Origin of the sequence: Proteus appendicitidis (assembly GCF_030271835.1) — a bacterium.
Lineage (GTDB): Bacteria > Pseudomonadota > Gammaproteobacteria > Enterobacterales > Enterobacteriaceae > Proteus > Proteus appendicitidis.
The window spans coordinates 2,452,299-2,476,092 of the sequence record NZ_CP127389.1; the positions used below are offsets into that span (position 1 = coordinate 2,452,299).

Sequence of the window (23,794 nt, forward strand, 5' to 3'; positions counted from 1 at the left end):
ACAAAAGAAAAAGGAGTAGGCTAGGCTACTCCTTTTAAGGTCTCTCTTGAGCGCAATTAGTGACTGCTACTCATCGATGATGGTTCTTGGCACCAATCGAGATATTGCTCATACTTACGTAGCGCAATGTTGTAGTTACTAAATGCAGAGGGAGTGAGCTTTTTACTCAAGTCTGACTGAATTTTCTCTGTCGTAAACTCTTGACGTGGAAAATTAGTTGAAGTCAGTAATTCATCGAGCCGACGTAAACGAACCACATACTCACGAACAGTACTGTGGCTCATCTCCGTTTGTTCAAACAAATACTGCTTAAAAGACATAATGTCAAAGTAGTCAGTTTCACTATTACAGTAAATCTCACTACAAAAACGGCATAGCGCAGAAAACTTCTCTTGTAACGTTTCCCACGTTTCATCATCAACTAAATCCGTCATTTCAGAAATGGCTTCTTTATTGATAACTTGGCGATTGAATACGAGAGAGATCCGATCAAGCGCCTTGTGGCAATGTAGACAATGAGTCTGGCTGTGTTTATAGTCTTTAATGTAACGGCTTAGCGGCCGTTTCTTTTGTGTTGAAACAGACATAAGAGATAAAGCCCTGTGTTGTAGTCTTAATAAACAAAAACAAAAATAAGCAAAACTTCTATTTCTCTGGGTTTAAGCGCGCTCGCAGCCTTTTTATAGCTTGGCTGTGTAGCTGACTTACGCGGGATTCCCCGACATTAAGCACTGCGCCTATTTCTTTCAAATTAAGTTCTTCCTGATAATACAGAGTAAGAACCATTTTTTCCCTTTCGGGAAGCAATTCTATCGCGTCTATGACTCTTTGGCGAATATCACTTTCTAATAACATCTGTAATGGATTGTCATCATGATCTTCGTCTTGAGACGGTTCACAGCTTTCACCGTAAATTTCATGCCATTCGTCATAAGAGAACAATTGGCTGTTATTCGTATCCAATAGGATCTGCCGGTATTCTGCTAACTCAATCTGCAAATGATCAGCAACTTCCTGTTCTAATGGGGGTCGTCCTAGATCCTGCTCTAATTGATGAATAGAATGGGTTACTTCTCTTGCATTGCGACGCACACTGCGTGGCGCCCAATCTCGACTGCGTAGCTCATCCAACATGGAGCCACGGATACGTTGAACAGCATAAGTGGTAAAGGCAGCGCCTTGCATTGAGTCATAACGCTCAACGGCGTTTAATAACCCAATTCCACCTGCTTGCAAAAGATCATCCAATTCAACACTCGCAGGTAACTTGACCTGTAATCGTAATGCTTCATGGCGAACCAACGGGACATATCGCTCCCAGAGGCTATTTTTGTCCATCACGCCTTCGGCGGTATACAAATCACTCACAACAAAAGACACCTTTGGATAAAAGACCGGAAACCATTATCTGGCTAAATAAATTTAGCAATCGACTGAACAGTGAAGCAAAAGCGCCTCTTTTTCACCTATGCCAAATTTTCAGTAAAAATTGGGTTTTCATTGATAATAATTTGTCATTGCATTACGAGAACTACTTTACCTTAAATGATCGCCGACTAATCCTTAGAAAAACCGTTAATTAAATTGATAATTTAGCTCATTAAAAGAAATCGACGTATTGAATATGCATTCTGTTCATAAAAAAATAACATATAAATCATAGTATTTTATTTTGTGAGATTTTAGCTTCTTGGGCGTAAGTTAAAATACTCATAAATGATTAATTAAAAAAACGATTGTTTTGATGATAAAACACCCACTGCAAAAATTGCAGTGGGTGTGATTTGAGGATTATTTAAGATTGAAATTAACGAAGTAGTGATAATACGTTTTGAGGAATTTGATTTGCTTGGGCAAGGACAGAAGTACCCGCTTGTTGCAGGATTTGACCTTTACTCATATTAGAGACTTCTGTTGCATAATCAGCGTCTTCAATACGGCTACGTGATGCAGTTAGATTGTTCACTGTATTACCTAAATTAGTAATAGTTGAATCTAAACGATTTTGTACTGCACCCATTGCACTGCGTAAGCTATCGACTTGAGATAACGCTTTATCTAATGTTTCTAATGGTTTTTCCGCAATCGGATCGACGGTCATCGCTGTACCTGTTGCGGCCACTTTGACTGTTGCACCTGCTGTAGCACCAGTGGTTGCAGGGAGACTAAAATAGTCATCCTTACCATTTTTATCAACGGAATGAACAACCAATATAGATTTATCGTCTTTACCATTAGCATCTACACCATAAGAAATATCGTAGCTTTTCCAATCTTTACTGGTAATTTTTGCATCCAAATCCGTTGTATCTAGTTTTTGCATCTCTTTTGTTGCAGGAGTACCCGTTAAAGTGACTTCAACTTCAGTAGCTTTAGAACCGAGTTTGCTTTTTGCTGATAAATCCAATTTATCAATACCTAATGTAGTCGCATCGGTTTTTTTCAGCTCAACACTGATTTGTTCTTTATCATGCGCACCGACTTGTAAATTTAATGTGCTGTCTTCGCTTAATACTTTTACGCCATTAAATTGAGTCTGTTCTGAAATACGGTTAATTTCCGCAGTACGTTGATTCACTTCTTCCTGAATAGATTTAATATCGGATGATGTGAAAGTATTGATTAACGCTATTTAGCCTACAAAGCCACTATCCATGCCAGCCAGCAAATTTTGGCTTTGCAGAATTTAATCATTTTTACCATCATTTCACATATATTGTGTCACAATCTCGACACAGTATGTCACACCTCCTCATTTTTAATTCCACACCCTGCTATACTCTCCAAAAACTAACCGGATCTGTTATGAACCTCGCAAACCTAACTCAAGAAGAAAAAGACAAGATCAACGTCGATTTAGCCGCAAGCGGCGTCGCATATAAAGAACGACTCAATATGCCAGTTGTTGCGTCAGAAGTTGAACGACAGCAACCAGCACATTTGCGCGAGTACTTTAATGAACGATTAGCGTTTTATCGTGAGAGAAGTAAGAAATTGCCTGATGGTAATTCAGTGCAGTATTTGAAAGTAGAGTAAGCAATAAAAAACCCACCGAAGTGGGTTTCTTGTTATAAAAACTTATTCAATACCATTCTGGCACCAACATCAGTTAGGTGTCCCCCACTACTATATATAGCACCATCTTTATTTATTATGAGGCATTTTTCATTTTTACAAAAAATGTCATCAGTATAAACTTTATGTAATCGTGGATTATCTTGCAAAAACTCGTCTAGTTTATTAGAAAGTTTGATTGTATCAGAGTATGCATTAACATTTGGCGTGTACTCGTCATGATATGAAGATGTAGGTCCATTTATCTGTTCAAATAAACTTTTTCTTACATCAGTTACTGGGGCTGGGAGCGGGTAAATTACATATACCTCATGCCCTTTTTCTATTAACAGGTTTATGTTTTCTGCATAACTTTTCCATGCGATATCATCACTTAAAACAACATCGTCTGGTAATTTATTTTGCGATAAACCTTTCACTGCAATCCTCTTCTTTGGCTGAGAGAATTGCCAGTAGTTAGCTGTGACTATGATGTTTTTCTTGTCTACCAAATTTGATAAAAACTTAATTCTTTCTTCGTTTATTAGTGAACATTCAGGAACTTTACCAAACCATATATCAGGTGAAACGAAAGGACATTGTTCATACGTCATGCTAATGAAACCATGACCTTTTTTTTCTAAAATTTTCTTCAACTCAGGATCTAGTTGACCAGAAAAACTATCCCCTAAGTTTATCCACTTTTGATCGCCAAATTTACAAGATGAGTCTACTGTTCTTTTATTGCATAGCTCCTGAGGCTCTTTTGAAAAATAACCAATACCTGGATTACTTTCGTCTTTTAACTTCCTAAATTCTAACACGCTAAATATTTCATTGGCATCCTTCTGCTTGCCTTCAAATTTACTAGAAAAGCCGTTGGTGTAAATTGTTATGCCATAGAAAACAATTAATGATAAAAACATAATTATCAGTATTGATATTTTATTTTTCCCTAATTTTTTAACTCTGAATTTATTCTCAATTAAATAATAAGATATCACTGACAATAAAAGAGATATTGATATTAACATCAATAGTTGAAGATTATTTATTTCATCATGCTTTAACAACCTGAAAAACACGAAAACAGGCTGATGCCATAAATAAAGTGAATAAGATATTAACCCAATAAAAACAACTGGTTTTGATGAAAAAATAGAGTTTGTAATATCACCCTTTGTTGTGAAAAGAATAAAAAGGCAGATACCAAAAACTGGAACAGCAGTTAAAAATGAAGGATGCGGATTGCTGTGGCCAAAGAAAATCATGCCATGAATAACTAAAAACAACCCTATTATTGGCATTGATTTCACAAGCATACTGCTTATTGTGCCATCCTTGATGTTTTCTAGGTTACGTCTATCAAAAAATGTCAGCAAACCGCCAGCAAATAGCTCCCATGCTCTTGATGGAAGAAGGTAAAATGCATCATCAGGTCTTGTTTCAACAACTATGTTGGCATATTGCATTGATGCAATTAGTAAGATTAAAATTATCCCAAATGTATATTTCTTTAGAAACTTATTAATTAACAAAATCAACAAAGGGAAGAACATGTAAAACTGCCACTCTACCGCAAGACTCCATGTATGAAGAAGAGGTTTCCTAATACTAGATTCAGCGACATAACTATCTTCAGATAAGAAATAATAATTAGAACCAAAATACAATGCTGACTTTAATGATTTAACATATGCAATGATAGAATCTGGTTTTAATATAAAATAAGCTAGTGCAGATGTAACAATTAATACAAATAGTAAAGCAGGAACGATTCGCTTAAATCTTCTCCAGTAAAAATCTAAAAGCGAGAACGACTCTTTTTGTAATTTATCTCTAATTATCCCTGTTATTAAATAACCAGAAAGAACAAAAAAAACATCAACTCCGAGATAACCACCTTTAAAGACAGTGTCCCCAAACATTTGAAAGTTAGCATGATATAAAATAACAGCAAAAACGGCTAACGCCCTAATGCCATCGAGTTCTTTTCTATAAGATAACATACAATAAATCCAAAAATTAACATTACGGTTGTTGTTACAACGATAAAAAATATTTGCGAATTATACATTAAGATATCTTATTTGCATTCATATTTAGCAGAGGAATAACTGCGAGCACAATGAGTTGCTCGCAGAAATTATTATACTTTTAGTATAGATATAGATGTTGATTGATTGACAGTAATTGGTGATGGCAAGGATGATGGCGCTCTAATACTAACAATATCACCTTTTTTGAGTTTCAGTATTTTTGAAAATAGGTATATGTTTTTTATTGGCAGTTGAGATACAACATCATCATTAATATACAGACCTAACACTAATTCCTGCTGGTGAGAGCAATCAACAAATATCTCTACCTTGTAGTCGCCATGATAAGGGATTGGCAGCCTATCAGATCCAGTTGATGTTATTAATTTTAATGTATCAAAATCTATTTTATCAAACCCTACCCTAGACCCGCCAACTGATAGTTGTGAGCTGGTTGTTTTTGATAACGATAATAATGATTTGAATTTACCCAATAAATTTACAGATGAGATCTCATCATAGGTAATAAAATCTGTTAGTTTTACAAATCCACCAACTGATACATTTGATTTATACGCTGATGAAATATTAACTGTCGCGCCATTTGAAACCTTCACCTTTAAATGACTACTTGCCCCCTGAGATATTAGCGTATTATTTAAATCCCAAATCGTCCCAATTCCATCAATGAATGATTGATATACCTCAGCTGTGCTTCTTCCACCAATGAACGCGCAATTATTTGTTGTTATGCATGACCCACCCGTAAATCGAAGCACCCCAAATGCCGCACTAGGAGCTGACTCGCAACCACATCCATTCATGTCTACCTGACAATTATCCAGATCATAAGCAAAGTGTTTTATTTCACTACCAACATAACCATCTGCCCATGCATCACATGCAACGTTGTTCCAAGAGGAGTATCCAAGACCGCCAAATGACCACCCAAACTCCGTTTTAAATGCATTACATCTATTTAGGTTAACAGAGGTTCCTCTTCTAATATCACCAAGCCCGTGCTTTACTGGAATGACACAGTTTTTAATATTTATACTATTTAAATTAACACTATAAATATCAGCGCATATTAACCATGAATATACTCCGCTGTTTGTTATGTTAGAAATTGAACTTAGACCGATCTCCGGCGCATAAAATGTGGACACTTTTTTAAATGCACCATCTTCACATTCAGTAGAAAAGTCGCTAAATTTTAGTCTCCAAGCAGCACCATTGTGACGCTCGAATCCAACATTTTGAGTTATACGCCTCGCAGTAATAACAAAAATAGCCTGAGCATTTAATGTGTCGTATTGATAACCTCTGTAAGTACCATTCAAGTCCATAATATGTTGAGGTTCTACGTTAGACAGTAAACCATCGACTACAAACACTGTTGCGCCGTCACCAGCACCAACGATATTCAGTCCGTCTTTTTCGTGAATGAAAACTCGTTTTGTTATTTTGAACCTGCCGGCTGGAAGTATAACCTTATTTCCATGCCCCACTCCGTCATCGGCATTTGCATTATCAATAGCTAGTTGAAGCGCGTCAGAGAATGATGATGAAAAATTCAGGTAATCTGAAACATATATATTATTTTCTCGCTCATTCAGCTTGTTAATAATTGGAGTTGCCCACACTGAGAATTGATCAGGTTCATACTTCAATATATTAGGATAGTAATGTTGCTGTGCGCCGTATGCGTCATATACAGCCATGCTATGACCTTCAACTGTTACAAACTTGGCAATCTGACCATTGTAAACAGGGAAGCCAGCCTGATTGATAATTAAGGGCTGTGGTGCTGGAATATGAGAGCCATCTTCATTTTCTAAATAAACCTGAATTTGGTTTTCTGGAATTGTTGGATCGGAGTCAATTTTACCAATAAAAATCTTACCATTACTCGCCGCTTGGAATTTCCTTGCTAGAGTGAATAATTGTGACGGCATTGACACGACGACATTAGGAATAATATCTGACATTGCTTTCTCCAAGCGTGAGTAGTCGCACCAGTGTTAATCTGGTGTATTTTGGACGTAAAAAAACCGCAACTAAGCGGTGTTGTTATTCGCAGGTTATCCATAACCTTATTGATTAGTTTCTGCTTTCGGCTTGACCAGTAGCAGTTAGAGTATTGATGATATTGGTTATCGCTCTATCTCTGGCAGTACTTCCTCGTGGTGTGTTGTGTAGGCGTAATAACATGTTTCTTATCGCTGGTGATTCATACATCCGAGCAATTAAACCGGTTCCAGCTTCAATCCCAAGAGAAGTGCCGCCAGTTAATAGCGTTGCCGCTGTTCGCGTTGGCGTTATCAGTGACATACCCGTTTGCGTAACTTGGTTTGCTGTGCTGGCCCTTCTGGTTGCCTCAAGAACATCGCGCATTCCCTCAATCATTCTTCGCTGTTGCTGGTTAAAGACTGTATTAAATACCTGACCATTTGATTGATTGATTAGTTGGTTTAATTGAGTAACCATACGTTGAGGAGAGCCGTTAGCTTTCTCATAGGCACGGGTCAAATAAGCAGATCGTAATTGGTTTCTGCCATTCTCATTGACCATATTGAATATTCTAGCGATGTCACTAGGACGCTTACTGTAAACAAGATTGTTGATTAGCTCTGGTGTGATGTCACCTTTCTCCAAAGCGTTCTTTAGCCCTGTTTTCTCTATCCCTCTCGCTATGTTTCGGTATTCGTTATTTGCATGACGAAGCTGATTTAATGCGCCAGCACCTAGATTCTGACCAACAGATCTATTCATGTCATTTGTCATGGCTGTGTTTATTCTGTTGTATGCAGACTCAAGAGCTGTAGGCATTGCTAAGTTATCGCCCTGCAAACTTTGACGAAGTTCTGTCCTCAAATTACGTAGCTCTTCAAAGCTAGCACCATTTGCAACCCTATTTCTGAGGTTCGTTAGTATTTGCGTAGCGGCGTTATTTGGAGCTAAACCATTTCCTATCCGTTGTAATGCCTCATCAATTGCTGGAATAGATCTGGTTGGTGTAACTGGAACACCTGTCATTTGCTGAGTAATGTTATTTATCACGCCACCATGCATGTCTTTAGCCCTGCGCAATCCTGCGTTAACTTCTCCCTGCATAACATGCGGAGCATAAATACCGAATTCTTGCTCAATCATCTGCGGAACAGACTCGACAAAGTTTTCTCTTTGCTCTGCTTGTATTGCCCTGCGGTTACCAGTGCCACCAATACTTTGCTCACCGGCTTGTTGAAGCTGCCTTCCTACTGACGTTCTTGGTGGTAAAACATCTGTTGTTAGTACATCTATTCCGTTTTGCTCCGCATTCCTTAATAGTTGTTGAGTTTCTGGTGCGATATTTCCACTTGCTGCACGAGATAGACCGCTAAGCCCACGCTCAATAGCTTTCCCTCCTCCACCAATACCAGCAGACAATGCAGTTTGCCACGGGTTAATATCACCACCACCTGCCATATTAACGGATGACTGCAATGCTAAGTCTGTACCTGCTGATCTGGCTGTTGCACCGACAATTGTTGGCGCTCTCGCCGCAGGGGTAAACGCAACTGCGTTTGCAATAAATGGCATTATGTCTTCAGATGATAGACCGGGCTTGTTTAATGCGTAGCGACCGGACGGGAAATCAACCAGCAAATTTCCCTTTTCATCTTGAGATACTTGCCCGCCCATATTGCTGATGACTTTTACAAAGTCGTTATCATTACCGAACATTTGTACCCAAGCCGCTTTCATTGCATCAGTATTAAATGCGTTCATTTCTGGCGAAGACATGATCCCTTCGAGTCCTTGAACTTCAGGAGTCATCTTGCTTTCACCTGTAAAGGCATCTATTACGCTTTCACGTAAGCCTTTAGCATCCTCAGACGATTGCTGCAACCCTTGTGAAAGGTTCTGATTGGTTTGTTTCATGCCAGAGATATAGCTGTTTTCTGGCTGTGGTGGTTGCTCTGGCATATCGAATTGATCAAAGAAATTACTTTCTTGTGGGAGGTATTCTTCCGCTTGCTGATTATGCAAACTTTCAGCATAAGCCGTTGCATCTTCAGGAGTTGAGAACATGCCAAGGTGCTTTCCTGTTCTTAGGTAGTTATCAATGGCTTCATCATCAGACATGATCCTACCATCATCACTAACGGTTGGAATTAGCACCTCTCTTCCATCAAAATTGGCAGACATGCTTCTAACTGTACTTATACTTCCGTCTTGGTTCTTAACTACAGGGCGATTATGAATATCAATATTACCCTGCTCAATCATGCCATTAGGTAATGATTGCTCATCAAACTGATCAAAGAAATTCGCCATGTAATTATTCCTATGGGAGATATCCGTATTTAGCTCTGAATTGAGGTGCTAATGAAGGATTTTGCTTTAGCGCCTGAATTGCTGATTGCGGCGCTTGTTGTATTGGTTGTGCTGACTGTTGACTTGATGGCGCGCCTAGATTTGCGTTATTCTTTGAATTAAATGCTTTTGTATATTGATTAACTATCTCAACAGATGATTTCAACGCTTCTGGGCTTGAATAATCCAACTGAGGCATAGATTGGAAATACATTTTTGCTTCAGCAACAGTATTGATACCGCTAGCCCCCATCTCTCTAGCAGCGCTGATGCCTTGGTTTTGCATATTACCTTGAATCCGTTGGGCTGCATTATAAAGAGCACGAGCGTCTTTATTTACGGTTCTTGTTCCAGCGTCAGCAGTGATTGGCGTCGTTCCGGTGCCACCAGTGACTCCTGTAATGGCATTTAATTGTGATGGCGACGCATTGGCTATTAATGATAGATCTGAATTCATCTGATTATTTGATGCTGTTCCTGATGTTGATGACACACTAGATAAAGCACTTACAGGAATAGTTACCACATTGCCATTCGCATCAAAACCTTTGTAATATTTGGAATCACCAGCGCCTTGTGCATTAGGATCTATCATCACAGTCTGACCATTAGCCAGTTGAGCTTGTTGCATCTCAGTTCCTGACTTACCTTTTAATGATAGGAACTGTTTACGTTGTTCAGGTGAAAGTGTCATCATGTACTCATACTCCTGAACTGCCGCTGGCTTACTTCCTGATGAGTTAGCGGATCGCATAGAGTTTTGAGCGGATATGTTCTGTCCACGAACCTGTATCTGATGACCATCTCTTGTTAGTGCTTCGCCAGCCTGATTGCTTCTGATTTGCTCATCTAAACGACCTTGGTCAATCTGTCTGCCAAGCTGTTTATCTTGCAGGTTAAAATAATCATCAATACCAAGTGATGACATGCCAATGTGGTCTGCTAATTGAACAGCCGCTTTAGGGTCTTTTTCTGCAATAGATACAGCCTCCATTGGATCAATGCCAAGGCGACGAAATGTATCTGCATTCTGTCTAACGTAATCAGTGGCATTACCATTCAGTACCGCATTGCGATAGCCAGATGATAAGTTACCCAAGGATTCGCGAACATCAGCGGAAACTCCCTGCATACCTCCAGTGATAGCTTGAGCATATTCAGGATAAGCAGCTAGAAGTTGTCGCATACCATCACGATCACTATTCGCGTACGCCTCACCCCATGCTTTTTGGAATTCACCTAGTCTTTCTTGTGCTTGATATTCTCCGATAGTGTCTTTAATTCCTTTTAGACCTTGCAAGCCTTGCAATAGAATATTGTTACCACCAGAGCGGGCTATCTCATTACTTCTATTGATAGAATCAACTACGAAGTTTGCGTCACTTGCTTGAGGCGCGTTTGAATTATTTAAGCCAATGGAGCCTAAAAAACCAGCTCCATTGCTAGGTTGCCAAGTTGCCATTAGAATAAACCTCCGAGCAAGCCAAGACCGCCCCCAATTGCAGCGCCCCATGGACCACCAATAGATGCCCCAGCCATTGCACCACCTAAACCACCCGTGATCCCTTGCTGAAATTGTGACGGTCTATTAGCCATAGCCGCTTGAGCATTTGCATTTTGTTGTAGCAATTGCCCCATATTGTTTGCGTAGTTTTGACCGGCACTAGCCTGCCCCTGCAAAGCACCAAGACCAACGTTGGCTAAGTTCTGGTAGTTATTCATTTGGTCAGCCAACCAACCTTGTCCAAGTGTAGGAGCGATAGATGAAAGCTGATTGCTTGTTGCTGTTGAACCCAATCCACCGGTAGCTTCTGCACTGGCTAATTGCTGATAACGAGCTTGGTTTGATAAATCGTTAAATGCTTGAGAGTTGTAGTATTGGTTTAATGCTTGACCTTGACCTTCTAAAGAAGATAGGTTTTGCAATTGACCAATATACTGCTGGGCGAGTGGTGTAAACGGCGCAAGGTTTTGCATGTTTGTTTGCCACATTTCACGCTGTAACGCCGTGGCTTCACGAGTCGCATCAGCTTGAGCGCCCGCACCACCATCACCACCACCTTTCATATACCCATTCATTGGTAGTAGTGAGTTTCTGAATTTCTCTGAAATAATCAGCATTTTAATAACTCCTCGTACTGTTCGCGTTTGAGTTGATAGATGGTGACACCTACTGGTTTACCGTTACTGATATACGCATCATCTAAATGACCGACACGTGTAGCACCAAGCATTTTCACAATAACGCGACCATATTTTGTAGTATCAGGAACCATAGTTACTGAGTTAGTGAATTGACTGTTTCCCAGCAACCATTTGCAGAATAATTTATGTGCATCAAAGGCGTATTTACCACGGAATCCAGCATCAAAGATGGCGTGACACTCAACAACTGTATGCCAAAAATTACGCACCTCGAAAACACCAACCAATAGAACTCCTTCATAAATACCTAAGTAAAGCGCATCGGGTTTAATGAAATACTGATCATTGCTATCAACGATATTTCCCGTGTTCGACTGATCATTTAAAAACTCAGATAGCCGAATAGGGTTATCAATAATTTTAATTTCCATTAGTCTATTAATCCGTGTGAGCGAAGTGCATCTTCTAGCGCCTTTATTCGTCTCCTAGCCTCAATTAACCCATTTGCTAGGTTTTGCATTTCTGAACGAGTGTAATCGGCACTGAATGAATAGGACTGGTTAGCATTAAACGATCCCTTAAGTGATGTACCTGTTGCCGATGTAAAGCCAGTAACGCGAGTGCCGACAACTTTAGTTCCGTTTACTGAGTAGGACGTTGAAACATCGATAGGAGATAAAAGCTTCTGTTTTTCTGTTTTACTGAGAGAAACGTAATCAACTTTGATTTCAGATATTTGACCATCGAGGTCTTGTATCTTTATTTTCAGCCCATCAACGTCCTGCTCAACGTTAAGGACTCTTACCTCTAACTTAGATAAATCCTCTTCTGTTTTTGTGATTCGCTCTTCATGATTAGCTAACTTAATACCATGCTCAACAATTGTTTGTTCGGCTTCACCAAGTCTTTCCTCATGATCTTCAAGAACAACATCTTGCTCATCATTCCTCTTTTGAGCATCGAAAGCTTCAGCGCCAGCCTCATTTGCACGACCAGCCACCTTCGCCATATCATCAGCACCGCTAAGCACTATTCGTCGATATGTTTCACTAAAGTTAGTCGGTAGGATATCTGGAACAATATAAGTGGCTTGAATTTCTATGGGTTTAGAAAGGTCTTCACTTGCCATCATTCAACCCTCATCGATAGATCACTCAGCGTTACAGGCGACTTAGTAATAACGCGAACTTTAAACCCTATGTTCTTTCTCACTCTTCCAACTCGTCGCCATAGAACACGGCGGTCATATTGGAAAGGTGAGTTTTGTTCAATCATTTGCTCACGACCAAAGTTAATGCCATCAGTCGTTGCAGAGAGAAATAACTTATCTGCAATCTGAGCAACGCCTGTTGATGCCTCAAGCTCTAAATCAAACACCCTTGCGTTATCGGCTTTAGCCATAGGAGTATATAAAATATGCTCTACTTGCTTGTCATACTGAGATGACTTATTGAAGGCAAGATTTCCAACAACACCATCGCTCTTATCTGCAACGGTGATCTGATTACCTTCATACATAAAATCAATTGCGCGATAGGTTTCGTCATACAGTCCAGACTTTAGAATGCACCACTGCGGATATTGCTGGCTTCCTGCTGCGTCAAAGCAAAGTGTATGTCGCTGTAAGTGAACAATGAGTAACTCATGACCATCGAAGCGAATAGTCTCAAGAGCCGCATGTGATAACTCGTCTGATGTATAACTACGAATGATCTTATCAATACTTGCGGTAGATATTTGACTAGCAGAACCAGAGCCTAGGATATAGACAGATGGCGCTCCGTTTGCTGGGTTGCTGATGAATGCAAATGATTCCCCGAACTTACACTTAGCATCACGACCAGCAATACCCATCTGAACCATATAAGATGGCTGTGGCGCATATATTACTTGTGACGCACTTGTTGAGCCGGTAATGGTGAAGTATTCGATGGTTGACGAACCAAAACAAAGCACCATGTCACGCCAAGAATCGATAGCAATGATGCCGTCAGGTTGAGATTCAGCGGTGTAAAATGGACGATAACGATCAGGCTTTGATTCATCTTCTAAGTCAGTGACGCCAAACCTTTCACCGCCTTTCTGCAACCAGATGTAGCGCCCTCGGTTACGAGCAACATCGACAACATCACCTAATTCGTATTGAGGGTATCTTTCAACTACCTCTAACACTTCTTGCGTCATTACAAATTCAGTAACGTCTTTGGCTGTTTGTTCGCTAGATTTAGCAAGGTTCATTTTATACGTGACTGTAATTTTACCGCCTGCACGCTTAATGCCTTCGACTAGAACGTCAGTAAGATAAGGTTTCTCGTCATCTTCCTGCTGAGATAATTTAACGCCCACCATTTGCTCAGTAATAAGCATCTCATTGCCGGTTTTACCATCAGAAGTTTTAGGCGTGATTTTTAACGTTAAGAACCCATCAAGATCATCCTTTGTGAGCGGCACAAAATCATCATTACCTTCTTTGTGCGTCCATTTTTTAACGTCACGTTTATAGCCTTCAGTAATTACCTCTTCCTCTGGCCAGTTAGATAACTCTTTAACCTCACCGTCATAGCGATAGAGTTTTAATTTACCGCCTGACGCTACTGCTTGACTGTAGCCAGAGTGCGCCATAGTCACCCTGTCTTTACCTTGAATGTCAGCAATGGCATTCTGTCCACGATAAAGCTTATTACCACACACACGATAGACCGTGTTGTTTTTCGTGTTGTATTGGACACCACGAGATACACCATCAACACTATGGCGCTTTTCTAATGCAGGGAACGAGCGCAAATAACCGGACGCATTCAACACCTCTTTCGGCGTGGCTAGCATGTTAACTGGCAGACCATCTATATAATCTGCTGTGTGCGTGTCTTTTCGCAAACCTCTAGCAAGAGGGATCTGAATCCTTGGCATGTGGTTTTCTCCTGTGGAAGTATCGTTGACCAGTCATCGTTAATAAGCGATTACCTGAGCCAATAGGGAAACCATCTGGATGATGAGATCTGGCATTTTTAGCTCTCTTTAAAGCGCAACTACGCATGAGTCTTTCTTTGCCATATCTAGCAGTTGTAATAACTTTATCGAGTGGAATAATTTGATAATCGGGAGCGATACGAGTGGCTAAGTTATAGATAACCGCATTGATGGCTTGCTTATGCAGACCGTGCTCATCACCTTGGTCAATGGGTGTATCTTCATCAGCGAACTTATAGCCAGTATGAATGCCTGCACCATCTTCAAACCACTCATACATCATTGACTCTAAATCAACCACACCATCTTCTAATGACTGTGGCTCGATATCGGTTAATGTAGCATCGGAAGCAACACCTAACTTACGTAATGCCGCTACGACTAACTCACCCTTCGTTGTGATCTGCATCTTTTACCGCCTTTTTCTTGGTAGCGGGTTTATCTTCAGTTTTCTTCTTGGTGTCGTTTGGATTTTTACACCAGCCATCTTTCAAATGACTTTCAATTTCATCATCGTTGACAGTGATAATTTGAAGACTCATGCCCCAAATTTTCACATCACCATTGGCTTTATAAAGCATCGTTTTCATTGTCATCTCCAATAAAAAAGGGAGCCGAAGCTCCCGAATAACAGCGATGGTTTATTTTTGACCTGTCAGACCAACACCAACTGCTTCAGGTCGTTTGGTACATGCAGAATACCAAACCGCAATACGACATTTACCTTCCAGTGTTGAGATATCACCCTGATATGCAACAACGCCATTTAGCCCGACAGATGGGATGCTGAATGACTCAGTTTTCATTCCACTGAACAGCGAATGATTGAGAGGGATCGGCTGTGACAGAAGAGTGATTGAATCATCAGCCCAGAAGATATTAGTCTTGGCAGTTTTCACGTTAATGACACTGATTGCAGCCCCTGCCGCCAGTGAGGTGTTAACGTTGGCATATGCACGCTCTTCCGGTTTCAGGGCTGTATCATCCAGAGCGATAGGTTTCGGCATGATAGTGATGTTATTACCATCAACACCAACAACTGCAAACGTTGCGTCCTGAGTGAGTAAATCTTTTGCCATCTGTGAGATAAACTTAACACCGGCAAAACTGATCTTGTCGCCGCGCTTAAATGCAGAACCATCGCTAACTTTAACTACTGCTGTGCGGTTATCAACGTTCTCGCGGTTACCATCAACATCTTCCTTCCATGCTTCAGGCTTAAACTTCTGAGCACCATCGACAGTAACACCAGTTGCTGTTCCAGCGGTTAGAGTTGGAAGCTTAGGCGAGCGAAGAACATTTTCAAAACCTGCAATTTGCTTTTGAATGGTTCCTGATTTGTATGCTTCCTCTTGAATGCGTCCATATAAATCTTTACCCACCAGGTTATAACCAGCTTTTAGGTAATCGCCAGGGTTAAAGAAGTAACTCAAACCTTCATTGCGGTTTAACTCACGAGAGAAGATAAGAGATTCGGCCAGAGATACAAAACCCCAAGAATCTGCGCCATTTGACAGATCGCCAGCATCAGCAATAACCAGAGATGCGGTATCAGCCGCCTGTTTAGCAATAGACGTTTCCACGTTGTTTGCTAATTTTAAACCTGAAGCTCGGATGCGGCGGCGTAAAGATGTTTCATCGCGAACATCATCAGCGCGTAGACCAAAGAAATCATTATCAGGAACGCCCATGTTACATTTAACAGAAAGCTCCAAGATACTTGTTTCTTTTTTGGTTAAATCCCAGCCAGGCTGTGTTGGAGCTTCTTGCTCTACTGGCATCCAGAATGTATTTTGAGAGCGTTGCATTTCACCAGCTGGAGGCGTGTATTTACCTACACGCTGAGCCATCGGGCAGTTATTTTCGATAGTGTTTACTACTTCATCCACCATATAGGTGATGATTTGACCTTCATTTAAAGCCATTATTTTATTCCTTGTAATTTAGCCTTGATAGCGCGGTACTTTTGTACATCACCTTTACTTGCTGCATCATCCATTTGCTTTTGTAATGCCGCGACATTTGCCGCTGTAACATCACCACTAATAGGTTCGTCAGCAGGAGGCGCAGATGAACGTTGCGATCCGCGAGGCTTGAGAGTTAAACGATCAGCTAATCTAGTTAGCTCAATAGTTGTTTGGACTGGGTTTTTGCTAAATAAATCTTTGGCTTTTTCTGGGTTTGCGCCCAAGTAATAAATGATTGCGGCTGATTTATCTGGGAAGTTTTGAGCAATTGCTTCATAGACACCTTGCGGTAATACTTGCAATGCAGAATCTTCTTTTTCCTGATAATCAGGCAGGTTTAGCTTCTCAGCCGCATCATAGTGCGCCTTGATTGCATTAGCTACTTGTTGACCTTGCTGTGTATATTCCTGAGTTCTACGACCCTGATCTGCTACCGCTTTACTTCTTGCATCCAAGGCTTTGTTTTGCCACTGCAATAAATCGGCTTGGAATGCTGCGTTTGCCTTGTGAGTGTCGTAGTCATACTTGCCTAATGCCTCATCAGACAAATAATCATCTAATTTTGGCATTGCAGGAAGTTCAGGATTCACGCGCAAGTGTTCTGGAAGCTCGCCGTTTTCAATAGCTTTAACCTGCTGTTCTATTTCTTTCTGGCGCTTGCGAGCGATACGCTTTGCCGCTTGAACAGCGTTGTTATTGGGCTTTCCCTCCTGTGTACTCTCATCGTCTTTCAGTACAATATCGAAGCCTTCTTCTTGTCCTGTGTTACCGTTGGCATTATCGATAACTGAGCCATCTGCGGATGCCGCCGCCTGATCGCCAGACAGGATTAATTCTTCAGATTTATTCTGAATTTCGGTGGTTGTGCTCATGATATTTAACTCTCTTACATGGTTTGAGGATTTTTCTCGACGTTATTGTCGGTAGGAATATTTTGTTGTTGCTGTTGTGCAACCTCGTTCAGAAGTTTAATTGCTTGCATCACTGCGCCTTGCTTCAAGTCCTCAGCCTTAGCTAAGGTCAAAGTAGTATTAGCCTGTGATTCAAGTGCATTATTCTGAGCGGTAAATGCTTTGATTTGTGTTTCAGCCATGCGATTTTGTGCGTTAACCAGTTCGGCTTCCGCTTTCTTCTGCTCGGCTTGTGCTGCCACCATCATTGGATCTTGATTGCTTTGTGCTGCTTGCTGAGCCTCCATCAACCATTGTTGCTCTTCCTCGGTCTCTGGTTTCTTCAAGCCATTAACAATCAATTCCTTGTTGGCGTAATCTCTGATGTATTCAACGCCTTTACCTTCCATCATGTTTGCATATGTCAGCATCATGACATTCCAGATAGGGTGCTCAGGTGGAACCTTGGTGATAAGCTCGCCTATCTCAGCTCTAGCAGCATCTTTTTGCGATTGGAAAGATGGTCCTACATCAGTAAATGTTTCGTACTTGCCTCGGATATCATTGCGAACAATCATTTCACCTTTGCGGAAATCTAATTCTTCCTGCATTAGCTCAATCTGATTCTCCCCACCATCCTCTGCAGTTGTTGTTACTGTTCTATTGGTGTCGTATATCTCAGCCGCGATTGATGCGTAAATTTCACCATCACGGCGCATTGCAATAGCTAAGTTATCCTGAAACACATACGTTTCTAGGTCGATGCGACTATTTAGTTGATTAACGGTATCGAACGCCACTTGCCCATTAGCCGCATCAGTATCAACACCGACACGAGCAGTTGACTTGGCAGCCTCCGTTGCCACTTCCAGAAGTAATGCGTCAGCTTGTGAAACCTCGGCATTCTCCATGTACGCAACAGGTGAAGGAGGAAGATCGACATTATTCTCATCAGTGCGGTTGAGTAGATAGTAGGGGTAGTCATCCTCACCACTAAACATGTGCTCATACCCTGCTATCTGCTCAGGATAAAAGAATGGTTTCTTCTTAGGTGACTTAGCTGCGGTGTCAGCAGACTTGGATAAGATAAAGTTACGTAGTCGTTGAGCATCCTTTGATAACCTAACCACACCTTCGTATAGCTCGTTATCATCAAAGAATGACCACTCACCATACACAGGAACAATTGGAATATGCTCGCCAGCTATCGGCATTCTATCTTTCAGAATACCTGTGCTGGTGATGATTAATTTATAGACTCTGCGCTTTTTAACTTTACGCTCGCCTACTTTTTCATAACCAGCATCAGCCAGCTCATCAATCTTTTCTTTCGCTTCCTTTGCTGAATACGTTTGAAGGTCATTAGTTAGCGGATCACGATAGACAAATACTAACTCTTTCTTTTCCTCTACCTCGTAATACTCAGCAATATGAATTGTCTTTCCATTTGACCAAGTGAAAAGTAAGTCGTTATTAGGTGACTGGAAAGATGGTTGAATGTCAGAATCTAACCCGTACTGCTCAGCGAAAGACTCCCACCCATTAACATTCATTGCGTGAATGATGGTGCAATTCTTAGCGTCCGACTTATCCATTGCCTTGGCGTTACAATCCCAGATAACGTGAGTGCAAGACTCATGCATTGGAACACGTCGGATAATCTGGTTATTACTGGTTGGGTTATCGTCCTCATATTCAGTAACGAGCCGCCAAGTACCGTAACCACATTCGATTTGCTCTCTTACCGCCACGTTAACGGCAATCTTTGAGCTGTTGTTTCTCATGTCAGTTCGATACATGCCCATGAGAATATCAGCGGCATCGGATGGTGCGTTATCCTTCGGTCGATACTGAACCTCAATAGGATTCTTACGCATCTCAGCAACGAGCTTGCGAACCATTGGACGAACTACATCAAACTGACCTCGGTATTGCAATGTGACGTAGCTTTCAAGCCAATCATCCCACTGACTAACGCGACTAAAGAATAAATCGTTTCTCGCCTCCGTTCTGGCATTTTCAGACGCAGAGTAGTCGAGGTCGATTTTGCGAAGTATTTTCTCAAGCCGCTCGTTTCTATCGACCATTGTTATCTCCTAATCGGCCTAATCGGTGCGGGAATTTTCTTTTCTTTTTTCTTGTTGATATCACGTAACTGCTTAGCAAAGCGGCGCATCATGTAGGCATAGCGAACAGCATCAAGCACGTCGTCGTTTGTTTTGACTATCTTCCCGTTTTCATCACGGTGATATAGCCTGAACTCTTCAAAGAATGGCTCGCAGGTGTTAAATACACGGAATCGGTTATCAAGCATCAGATCACGTAACTCATTAATGCCTGACTCAACTGAGTTGCCACCCTCTGCAAATGTTGCATGCTCCTTCAACATCAAGAAACCAGCATCTGCATACTGAGTTTTTAGCTGCTCACCGCCGCCCTTTTCATGCTGATGACCATCATGAGGCCACGCTACTGGGATTTTATTAGCCCATGATTTAACAGCGCCCCAAGCCTGAACCGCTGTGTTTTCAGACTTCTTCCACACTCTAGCAAGATAAAAAACATCCTCATCTTTATCCCACCATAACTGGATATGAGCCTGTGGGTGATTCCAGCCGAAATCCTGACCATCGATAATGTAAAAGTGCTCAGGACATTCGAAAGGCTGACACTTAATAGACTCTTCAGGTATTTGGTAAATCCTGCCACTACCCATTGTTGGGATACCACGAGCACGCGCTTCTCTTTCATGCTCTGGATATGAAGCGACAATTCGCTCTTTCTCTTCTTCGGTGTAGTGATCAGCGTCATAAATAGTCATGTTGACTACCTTCTGAGCCTTGGATGGATTCTTGAGAAACTTCTCTACTACCGTAGACATACCCATTAGCGGGGTGAATGTTAGAATGGAAAACTGACCGTATTTATTGGTACGAGTTAAGCCTTCAGAATAGATTGAATATGGCGGCTCTTCATCGAACCACACGCCATGTATTGTGTCACCCTGCCATCTAGCGCGCCCTTGAGAGTAAGGTTTGAAGTAGCAGATTGACATTCCATCTTCCACGCCTTCAGCATTGCGGTGTCGGATAAGTATGTGATCTACAAGATTTGGGTAAAACGGTGATTTTTTCCAACTAATAACATCTTCTTTTGGAATTGAGCCGTAACCTATCTCGCCTGCTTCCTCCACTCGACCGCACAATATACGCTGAGTTGTTTTGGTTACTGTTTCGTTAGTTTCACCACCAACCCACCATACATTAGGCTCAAGGAACCGCTTACCTTTCCATTCACCTTTCCATGCACCATCTTCGGGATAGCCTTTAGTGCCCGGATATCTTCCGGTTAAGTGGAATGCAACCTCGGCGCCACCTGTATATGACTTACCCAACTGGTTACCAGCCATGAAGCAGCGCTCGAAGTAATCACTACCAGCATCAATAAATTCTCTTTGTTTGCTATAGGGAGAGTATTCAAATAAACGATGCGTTTTTCTGTACTCTTCTTCCTCTTCCAATAACTCAAGCAACTCGAACTGCTCATCGTCATTCAAGTTATCAAGTATCTGATCCAGATTTTCCACGGTTGAATAACTCCTTAATTCGAGAGCGTCGCTTGTCACGGTCTCCCTTATCTGGAGTTACATCCTCGACCTCTTGTCTGTCTTTGAGACCTAAATCACGAGCAATAATATTTGCATTCAGTAAGTCAGCGGCTGCGCCTGAGAACTTCTGATCGTAGATAACTTTCTCAGCTCGCGTAGTGACCTCGATAAAATCTTCCTTAGCGCGATATAGTCGCCATGTGTCTTCGTGTATATCGATAAACAAGCAAAGCCCTGATAGCGTCATAGCTCGCATTTTAGGCAACTTCTCTTTAGTCACTAACCCTTGGAATGCAAACGCCTTAGTTTCATACAGTGGATTCTCTTCAACCCATTCAAAGTATTCACAGCAGGCACTCCATAAATCATCAGGCGATTCGAATATGGGCTTTCTTCCGTGACTACTTCTAGCCTCCCAGAATCTATTTCCTTTTGGTGCAGCCATATATCCCCCTTTAATCAATTATCCAGCCCACTCGTAAATGAGCTGTGTAATTAACTACTGCGCAAATAAATCTAATGCTTGTTGAGCATCACGCGCCGCTTTCTGTGCTCGCGCTACAAACTGAGCTTCTGTCTGGCATGTCTTGTATGCGTCTTTGAATAACTCAAACTTGAGAGCATCGTCTTTTACGAACTCGATAGCTGCTTGAGCCGCTGCAGTATCATTGCCAACTAACCGTAATAGCTCTAAGCGCATTTGATTCTGTGCTGTAATTTCTGTCATTTGATGTTCCTGTGTGAAGTTAATCGCAACCATTATCACGTATCACTACGTTACTTTGGTCACTTACGGCTTACCCGTCAGCAAGAAGGATCACCTCAATTTAACTGGATTATCTGAACCCTCTACTGCCATGATATTTCTCCATAAAAAAGCCCCGCTATTGCGAGGCTCGTTATTAATCTTTGATAAATTCATCTGTCGAAATTGAGTTATGAACCTCAACGAGTTCTGCGGTGGAGCTATCTACCACAACCTTAACGTGAGGATGATAGTTTTCTGCAAGATACTTCATTAGTGGTTTAACTACTGCGTCGAATTCAGATTCGTTTTTTTGATTCATTTTATCACCTGTCGTTGCTGTTCAATTTCCCGTATTGCTTTCTTGTCTGAATTACATTGCTCAATAACCGATAACAGGGAGATGTTTAACATTAACGACTCTCCCCATGTCATTTGTTCGGGTATGTATGGCAGTAGACAATCAGCGGTTAGGTGTGCTGGTATCGCTATATGCTCCACTGGCACGTATTCTTTCTGAATAGTCGTGCATCCTGATAAGAGCATCATTAGGAATAGCAGTATTGGCACAATCATTATTGATAAGAACAGTTTTGATAACCGTTTTAACTTTTTCAGAATCCACGGCTGACCTATTCCGCTCTTCGCTATTAAGTGATGAGACATTGTTGATAATCCTGAATGTACGGTTGGCGTTTTCTGTGATTGAGTTTTGCCGTGAGAGTTGCTCAGTGAGTGATTGGTTTTTTTTACTCAGGTCAACAACTTCTTTCATGGCTAGCACTGAAAAGAACAACATTGCGCCCCATAAAATCACAGGAACCCAAGGTGTTAATTTACTCATGCTGGATATGCCTTATGGGTTAATTGGAAATGAGGACCATCTTTAAATGTTTTCCAGTTACCGCCCCATTCAATATCGACACCTAGCTCTTTCGCCGCTAGCATCATGGCATCAGCGACTTTTTTAAAGTATGACCAATCGTTCCAAGGGATCTGATTATTTACCAATGGAGCACAATCAACAGCGTGGCCAGTTAAGTGACGACTGTTCATCGTTTGGCTTTTACCACTTGCAACTAACTGTCGTTGTCTGGCTTCATTGCGCTTACCTTCAATCACCATAAAATCAATATCGGTAATTTCTAATGCTCGATGTACTACCTTAACCAAATCAGGATGAACGCCACGGAGGTTTTCTTCGCTACGTCTACTTAATCTAAACTTACTCACTTTTCACCCCCGCTCTGCCTTTAATAATTTTACTCAACGCATCAACACCGACATAACCAATGAATACGCTAGCTAGATATGCCAACTCATGATTAATGCCAAGAAGAGTTAATAGGTCTTTTACAAACCAAGCGAAGAATGCGCACATTAATCCGTCAATAAGAGTCTTACCCCATCCACCGCCATTGTATCGACCTCGAAGAACTGCCATTGAGCCAGCTAGAATTGCACTAATACCTTGCTCTTTATTCATAACGATGAGGTTAAGCATTTGAGCCCATAAATCGGGGTTTTCTTTCATATGATTCATACTCACCCCCTATCTGGAGGAATTAGTTAATAGAACGCCGACTCACAGCTCTTGTATGAATGTGAGGTGTTGTGATTGATTCTGTGGTCGGCATATACGAAAAAAGACCGCCTAAGCGATCTTCAAAATGAGTTGTTCGGAATAACCGAACATGTGAACTTGTAAGAATTACTTACAGGTTCGTATCTATGAATAGGAAAAGGAAACTCATGGCGACCATTAGAATATTTACCTATTGGGATGGTGTTACTACGATATTTTGAACTAGTCGGTCAGACCGACAGGTTGAAATGTGAACTATCCGGTAATTCCGGATGGTTGAATTTTAACCCAGCCAATGACTGAGTTCAGATAACAAAAAACCCCGCCGTAGCGAGGTCTTGAATTCTTTTAACGTTAACGAAATGGCAATAACCCATCGTTAGAACGATATTTACACAGGAAAGTGCAAAAGTCAATTCATTTGTTAGAA

The 23,794-nt window shown here is 41.2% G+C and carries 25 protein-coding genes; 1 reads left to right on the forward strand and 24 read right to left on the reverse strand.

Annotated features, from left to right (window positions below):
* Nucleotides 1–56 precede the first annotated feature (56 nt).
* From fliZ to QQS39_RS11415, 3 genes are all read right to left on the reverse strand, one after another.
* Complete coding sequence (fliZ, locus tag QQS39_RS11405; RefSeq protein WP_099075683.1) at nucleotides 57–587, reverse strand: flagella biosynthesis regulatory protein FliZ; 531 nt, start codon at nucleotides 585–587, stop codon at nucleotides 57–59.
* 58 nt (nucleotides 588–645) lie between these two features.
* Nucleotides 646–1,368 carry an RNA polymerase sigma factor FliA gene (locus QQS39_RS11410; RefSeq protein WP_036912728.1) on the reverse strand — a complete coding sequence of 241 codons (723 nt, stop codon included), beginning with the start codon at nucleotides 1,366–1,368 and terminating at the stop codon, nucleotides 646–648.
* 439 nt (nucleotides 1,369–1,807) lie between these two features.
* Nucleotides 1,808–2,578, reverse strand: a complete 771-nt coding sequence (locus tag QQS39_RS11415) for a flagellin (RefSeq protein ID WP_285804553.1) — start codon at nucleotides 2,576–2,578, stop codon at nucleotides 1,808–1,810.
* Between the two features lie 227 nt (nucleotides 2,579–2,805).
* Between QQS39_RS11415 and QQS39_RS11420 the strand changes: the two genes are divergently transcribed.
* The gene (locus QQS39_RS11420; RefSeq protein ID WP_285804554.1) at nucleotides 2,806–3,036 is read left to right on the forward strand and encodes a DNA polymerase III subunit theta; all 231 of its coding nucleotides are present in this window, start codon (nucleotides 2,806–2,808) and stop codon (nucleotides 3,034–3,036) included.
* Between the two features lie 32 nt (nucleotides 3,037–3,068).
* Here the strand turns inward: QQS39_RS11420 and QQS39_RS11425 are convergent, their stop codons facing one another.
* The 21 genes from QQS39_RS11425 to QQS39_RS11525 all read right to left on the reverse strand — a co-directional run bounded on the left by QQS39_RS11425 (nucleotide 3,069) and on the right by QQS39_RS11525 (nucleotide 23,322).
* Nucleotides 3,069–5,063, reverse strand: a complete 1,995-nt coding sequence (locus QQS39_RS11425; protein WP_285804555.1) for an acyltransferase family protein — start codon at nucleotides 5,061–5,063, stop codon at nucleotides 3,069–3,071.
* 140 nt (nucleotides 5,064–5,203) lie between these two features.
* On the reverse strand, nucleotides 5,204–7,084 hold the full coding sequence (locus tag QQS39_RS11430; protein ID WP_285804556.1) for a phage head-binding domain-containing protein: 1,881 nt from the start codon (nucleotides 7,082–7,084) through the stop codon (nucleotides 5,204–5,206).
* A 112-nt stretch (nucleotides 7,085–7,196) separates the two neighbouring features.
* A complete protein-coding gene (locus QQS39_RS11435; protein WP_285804557.1) occupies nucleotides 7,197–9,416 on the reverse strand; it encodes a hypothetical protein in 2,220 nt (739 codons plus the stop codon).
* Nucleotides 9,417–9,426: 10 nt separating this feature from the next.
* Entirely contained in the window at nucleotides 9,427–10,917 is a 1,491-nt protein-coding gene (locus tag QQS39_RS11440) for a phage DNA ejection protein (RefSeq protein ID WP_285804558.1), read from the reverse strand.
* Nucleotides 10,917–11,576, reverse strand: coding sequence for a DNA transfer protein (locus QQS39_RS11445; RefSeq protein ID WP_285804559.1), 660 nt, complete (start codon nucleotides 11,574–11,576; stop codon nucleotides 10,917–10,919). The genes QQS39_RS11440 and QQS39_RS11445 overlap by 1 nt, the downstream gene beginning before the upstream one ends.
* Nucleotides 11,570–12,031, reverse strand: a complete 462-nt coding sequence (locus QQS39_RS11450) for a DUF2824 family protein (RefSeq protein ID WP_285804560.1) — start codon at nucleotides 12,029–12,031, stop codon at nucleotides 11,570–11,572. The genes QQS39_RS11445 and QQS39_RS11450 overlap by 7 nt, the downstream gene beginning before the upstream one ends.
* Nucleotides 12,031–12,729 (reverse strand): phage tail protein, encoded by a 699-nt coding sequence (locus tag QQS39_RS11455; RefSeq protein ID WP_285804561.1) that lies wholly within the window; start codon nucleotides 12,727–12,729, stop codon nucleotides 12,031–12,033. The genes QQS39_RS11450 and QQS39_RS11455 overlap by 1 nt, the downstream gene beginning before the upstream one ends.
* Nucleotides 12,729–14,510 carry a packaged DNA stabilization protein gene (locus tag QQS39_RS18670; RefSeq protein ID WP_349497255.1) on the reverse strand — a complete coding sequence of 594 codons (1,782 nt, stop codon included), beginning with the start codon at nucleotides 14,508–14,510 and terminating at the stop codon, nucleotides 12,729–12,731. The genes QQS39_RS11455 and QQS39_RS18670 overlap by 1 nt, the downstream gene beginning before the upstream one ends.
* Nucleotides 14,482–14,979: a packaged DNA stabilization gp4 family protein gene (locus tag QQS39_RS11470; protein WP_285804562.1), complete on the reverse strand. Its 498-nt coding sequence runs from the start codon at nucleotides 14,977–14,979 to the stop codon at nucleotides 14,482–14,484. The genes QQS39_RS18670 and QQS39_RS11470 overlap by 29 nt, the downstream gene beginning before the upstream one ends.
* The gene (locus tag QQS39_RS11475; protein WP_285804563.1) at nucleotides 14,957–15,160 is read right to left on the reverse strand and encodes a hypothetical protein; all 204 of its coding nucleotides are present in this window, start codon (nucleotides 15,158–15,160) and stop codon (nucleotides 14,957–14,959) included. Before QQS39_RS11475 ends, QQS39_RS11470 begins: the two co-directional genes overlap by 23 nt.
* A gap of 51 nt (nucleotides 15,161–15,211) precedes the next feature.
* Nucleotides 15,212–16,495: a P22 phage major capsid protein family protein gene (locus QQS39_RS11480; protein ID WP_285804564.1), complete on the reverse strand. Its 1,284-nt coding sequence runs from the start codon at nucleotides 16,493–16,495 to the stop codon at nucleotides 15,212–15,214.
* On the reverse strand, nucleotides 16,495–17,409 hold the full coding sequence (locus tag QQS39_RS11485; RefSeq protein WP_285804565.1) for a scaffolding protein: 915 nt from the start codon (nucleotides 17,407–17,409) through the stop codon (nucleotides 16,495–16,497). The genes QQS39_RS11480 and QQS39_RS11485 overlap by 1 nt, the downstream gene beginning before the upstream one ends.
* Before the next feature lie 14 nt (nucleotides 17,410–17,423).
* Nucleotides 17,424–19,514: a portal protein gene (locus QQS39_RS11490; protein WP_285804566.1), complete on the reverse strand. Its 2,091-nt coding sequence runs from the start codon at nucleotides 19,512–19,514 to the stop codon at nucleotides 17,424–17,426.
* A gap of 2 nt (nucleotides 19,515–19,516) precedes the next feature.
* On the reverse strand, nucleotides 19,517–21,013 hold the full coding sequence (locus QQS39_RS11495) for a terminase large subunit domain-containing protein (protein WP_490249863.1): 1,497 nt from the start codon (nucleotides 21,011–21,013) through the stop codon (nucleotides 19,517–19,519).
* Nucleotides 20,988–21,479, reverse strand: a complete 492-nt coding sequence (locus QQS39_RS11500; RefSeq protein ID WP_285804567.1) for a DNA-packaging protein — start codon at nucleotides 21,477–21,479, stop codon at nucleotides 20,988–20,990. Before QQS39_RS11500 ends, QQS39_RS11495 begins: the two co-directional genes overlap by 26 nt.
* Nucleotides 21,480–21,533: 54 nt before the next feature.
* Nucleotides 21,534–21,794 carry a DUF2560 family protein gene (locus QQS39_RS11505; protein ID WP_285805896.1) on the reverse strand — a complete coding sequence of 87 codons (261 nt, stop codon included), beginning with the start codon at nucleotides 21,792–21,794 and terminating at the stop codon, nucleotides 21,534–21,536.
* Between the two features lie 142 nt (nucleotides 21,795–21,936).
* A complete protein-coding gene (locus tag QQS39_RS11510; protein ID WP_265821352.1) occupies nucleotides 21,937–22,101 on the reverse strand; it encodes a hypothetical protein in 165 nt (54 codons plus the stop codon).
* Entirely contained in the window at nucleotides 22,098–22,355 is a 258-nt protein-coding gene (lysC, locus tag QQS39_RS18730) for an Rz1-like lysis system protein LysC (RefSeq protein WP_432711541.1), read from the reverse strand. Before lysC ends, QQS39_RS11510 begins: the two co-directional genes overlap by 4 nt.
* Complete coding sequence (locus QQS39_RS11515; RefSeq protein ID WP_285804568.1) at nucleotides 22,243–22,623, reverse strand: DUF2570 family protein; 381 nt, start codon at nucleotides 22,621–22,623, stop codon at nucleotides 22,243–22,245. The genes lysC and QQS39_RS11515 overlap by 113 nt, the downstream gene beginning before the upstream one ends.
* Nucleotides 22,620–23,012 carry a M15 family metallopeptidase gene (locus QQS39_RS11520; RefSeq protein WP_285804569.1) on the reverse strand — a complete coding sequence of 131 codons (393 nt, stop codon included), beginning with the start codon at nucleotides 23,010–23,012 and terminating at the stop codon, nucleotides 22,620–22,622. Before QQS39_RS11520 ends, QQS39_RS11515 begins: the two co-directional genes overlap by 4 nt.
* Nucleotides 23,005–23,322, reverse strand: a complete 318-nt coding sequence (locus QQS39_RS11525) for a phage holin, lambda family (protein ID WP_109409565.1) — start codon at nucleotides 23,320–23,322, stop codon at nucleotides 23,005–23,007. The genes QQS39_RS11520 and QQS39_RS11525 overlap by 8 nt, the downstream gene beginning before the upstream one ends.
* Nucleotides 23,323–23,794 lie beyond the last annotated feature (472 nt).

Excerpts from the sequence above, each read along its gene's own strand:
- QQS39_RS11490 (WP_285804566.1), bottom strand. The coding sequence starts at position 19,514 with ATGGTCGATAGAAACGAGCGGCTTGAGAAAATACTTCGCAAAATCGAC.
- QQS39_RS11515 (WP_285804568.1), bottom strand. The coding sequence starts at position 22,623 with ATGAGTAAATTAACACCTTGGGTTCCTGTGATTTTATGGGGCGCAATG.
- QQS39_RS11425 (WP_285804555.1), bottom strand. The coding sequence starts at position 5,063 with ATGTTATCTTATAGAAAAGAACTCGATGGCATTAGGGCGTTAGCCGTT.
- QQS39_RS11475 (WP_285804563.1), bottom strand. The coding sequence starts at position 15,160 with ATGAAAACGATGCTTTATAAAGCCAATGGTGATGTGAAAATTTGGGGC.
- QQS39_RS11505 (WP_285805896.1), bottom strand. The coding sequence starts at position 21,794 with ATGGTTGCGATTAACTTCACACAGGAACATCAAATGACAGAAATTACA.
- QQS39_RS11500 (WP_285804567.1), bottom strand. The coding sequence starts at position 21,479 with ATGGCTGCACCAAAAGGAAATAGATTCTGGGAGGCTAGAAGTAGTCAC.
- QQS39_RS11470 (WP_285804562.1), bottom strand. The coding sequence starts at position 14,979 with ATGCAGATCACAACGAAGGGTGAGTTAGTCGTAGCGGCATTACGTAAG.
- QQS39_RS11445 (WP_285804559.1), bottom strand. The coding sequence starts at position 11,576 with ATGCTGATTATTTCAGAGAAATTCAGAAACTCACTACTACCAATGAAT.
- QQS39_RS11485 (WP_285804565.1), bottom strand. The coding sequence starts at position 17,409 with ATGAGCACAACCACCGAAATTCAGAATAAATCTGAAGAATTAATCCTG.
- QQS39_RS11480 (WP_285804564.1), bottom strand. The coding sequence starts at position 16,495 with ATGGCTTTAAATGAAGGTCAAATCATCACCTATATGGTGGATGAAGTA.
- QQS39_RS11420 (WP_285804554.1), top strand. The coding sequence starts at position 2,806 with ATGAACCTCGCAAACCTAACTCAAGAAGAAAAAGACAAGATCAACGTC.
- QQS39_RS11435 (WP_285804557.1), bottom strand. The coding sequence starts at position 9,416 with ATGGCGAATTTCTTTGATCAGTTTGATGAGCAATCATTACCTAATGGC.
- QQS39_RS11510 (WP_265821352.1), bottom strand. The coding sequence starts at position 22,101 with ATGAATCAAAAAAACGAATCTGAATTCGACGCAGTAGTTAAACCACTA.
- QQS39_RS18670 (WP_349497255.1), bottom strand. The coding sequence starts at position 14,510 with ATGCCAAGGATTCAGATCCCTCTTGCTAGAGGTTTGCGAAAAGACACG.
- QQS39_RS11455 (WP_285804561.1), bottom strand. The coding sequence starts at position 12,729 with ATGGCAAGTGAAGACCTTTCTAAACCCATAGAAATTCAAGCCACTTAT.
- QQS39_RS11440 (WP_285804558.1), bottom strand. The coding sequence starts at position 10,917 with ATGGCAACTTGGCAACCTAGCAATGGAGCTGGTTTTTTAGGCTCCATT.
- QQS39_RS11430 (WP_285804556.1), bottom strand. The coding sequence starts at position 7,084 with ATGTCAGATATTATTCCTAATGTCGTCGTGTCAATGCCGTCACAATTA.
- QQS39_RS11450 (WP_285804560.1), bottom strand. The coding sequence starts at position 12,031 with ATGGAAATTAAAATTATTGATAACCCTATTCGGCTATCTGAGTTTTTA.
- fliZ (WP_099075683.1), bottom strand. The coding sequence starts at position 587 with ATGTCTGTTTCAACACAAAAGAAACGGCCGCTAAGCCGTTACATTAAA.
- lysC (WP_432711541.1), bottom strand. The coding sequence starts at position 22,355 with ATGATTGTGCCAATACTGCTATTCCTAATGATGCTCTTATCAGGATGC.
- QQS39_RS11525 (WP_109409565.1), bottom strand. The coding sequence starts at position 23,322 with ATGAATCATATGAAAGAAAACCCCGATTTATGGGCTCAAATGCTTAAC.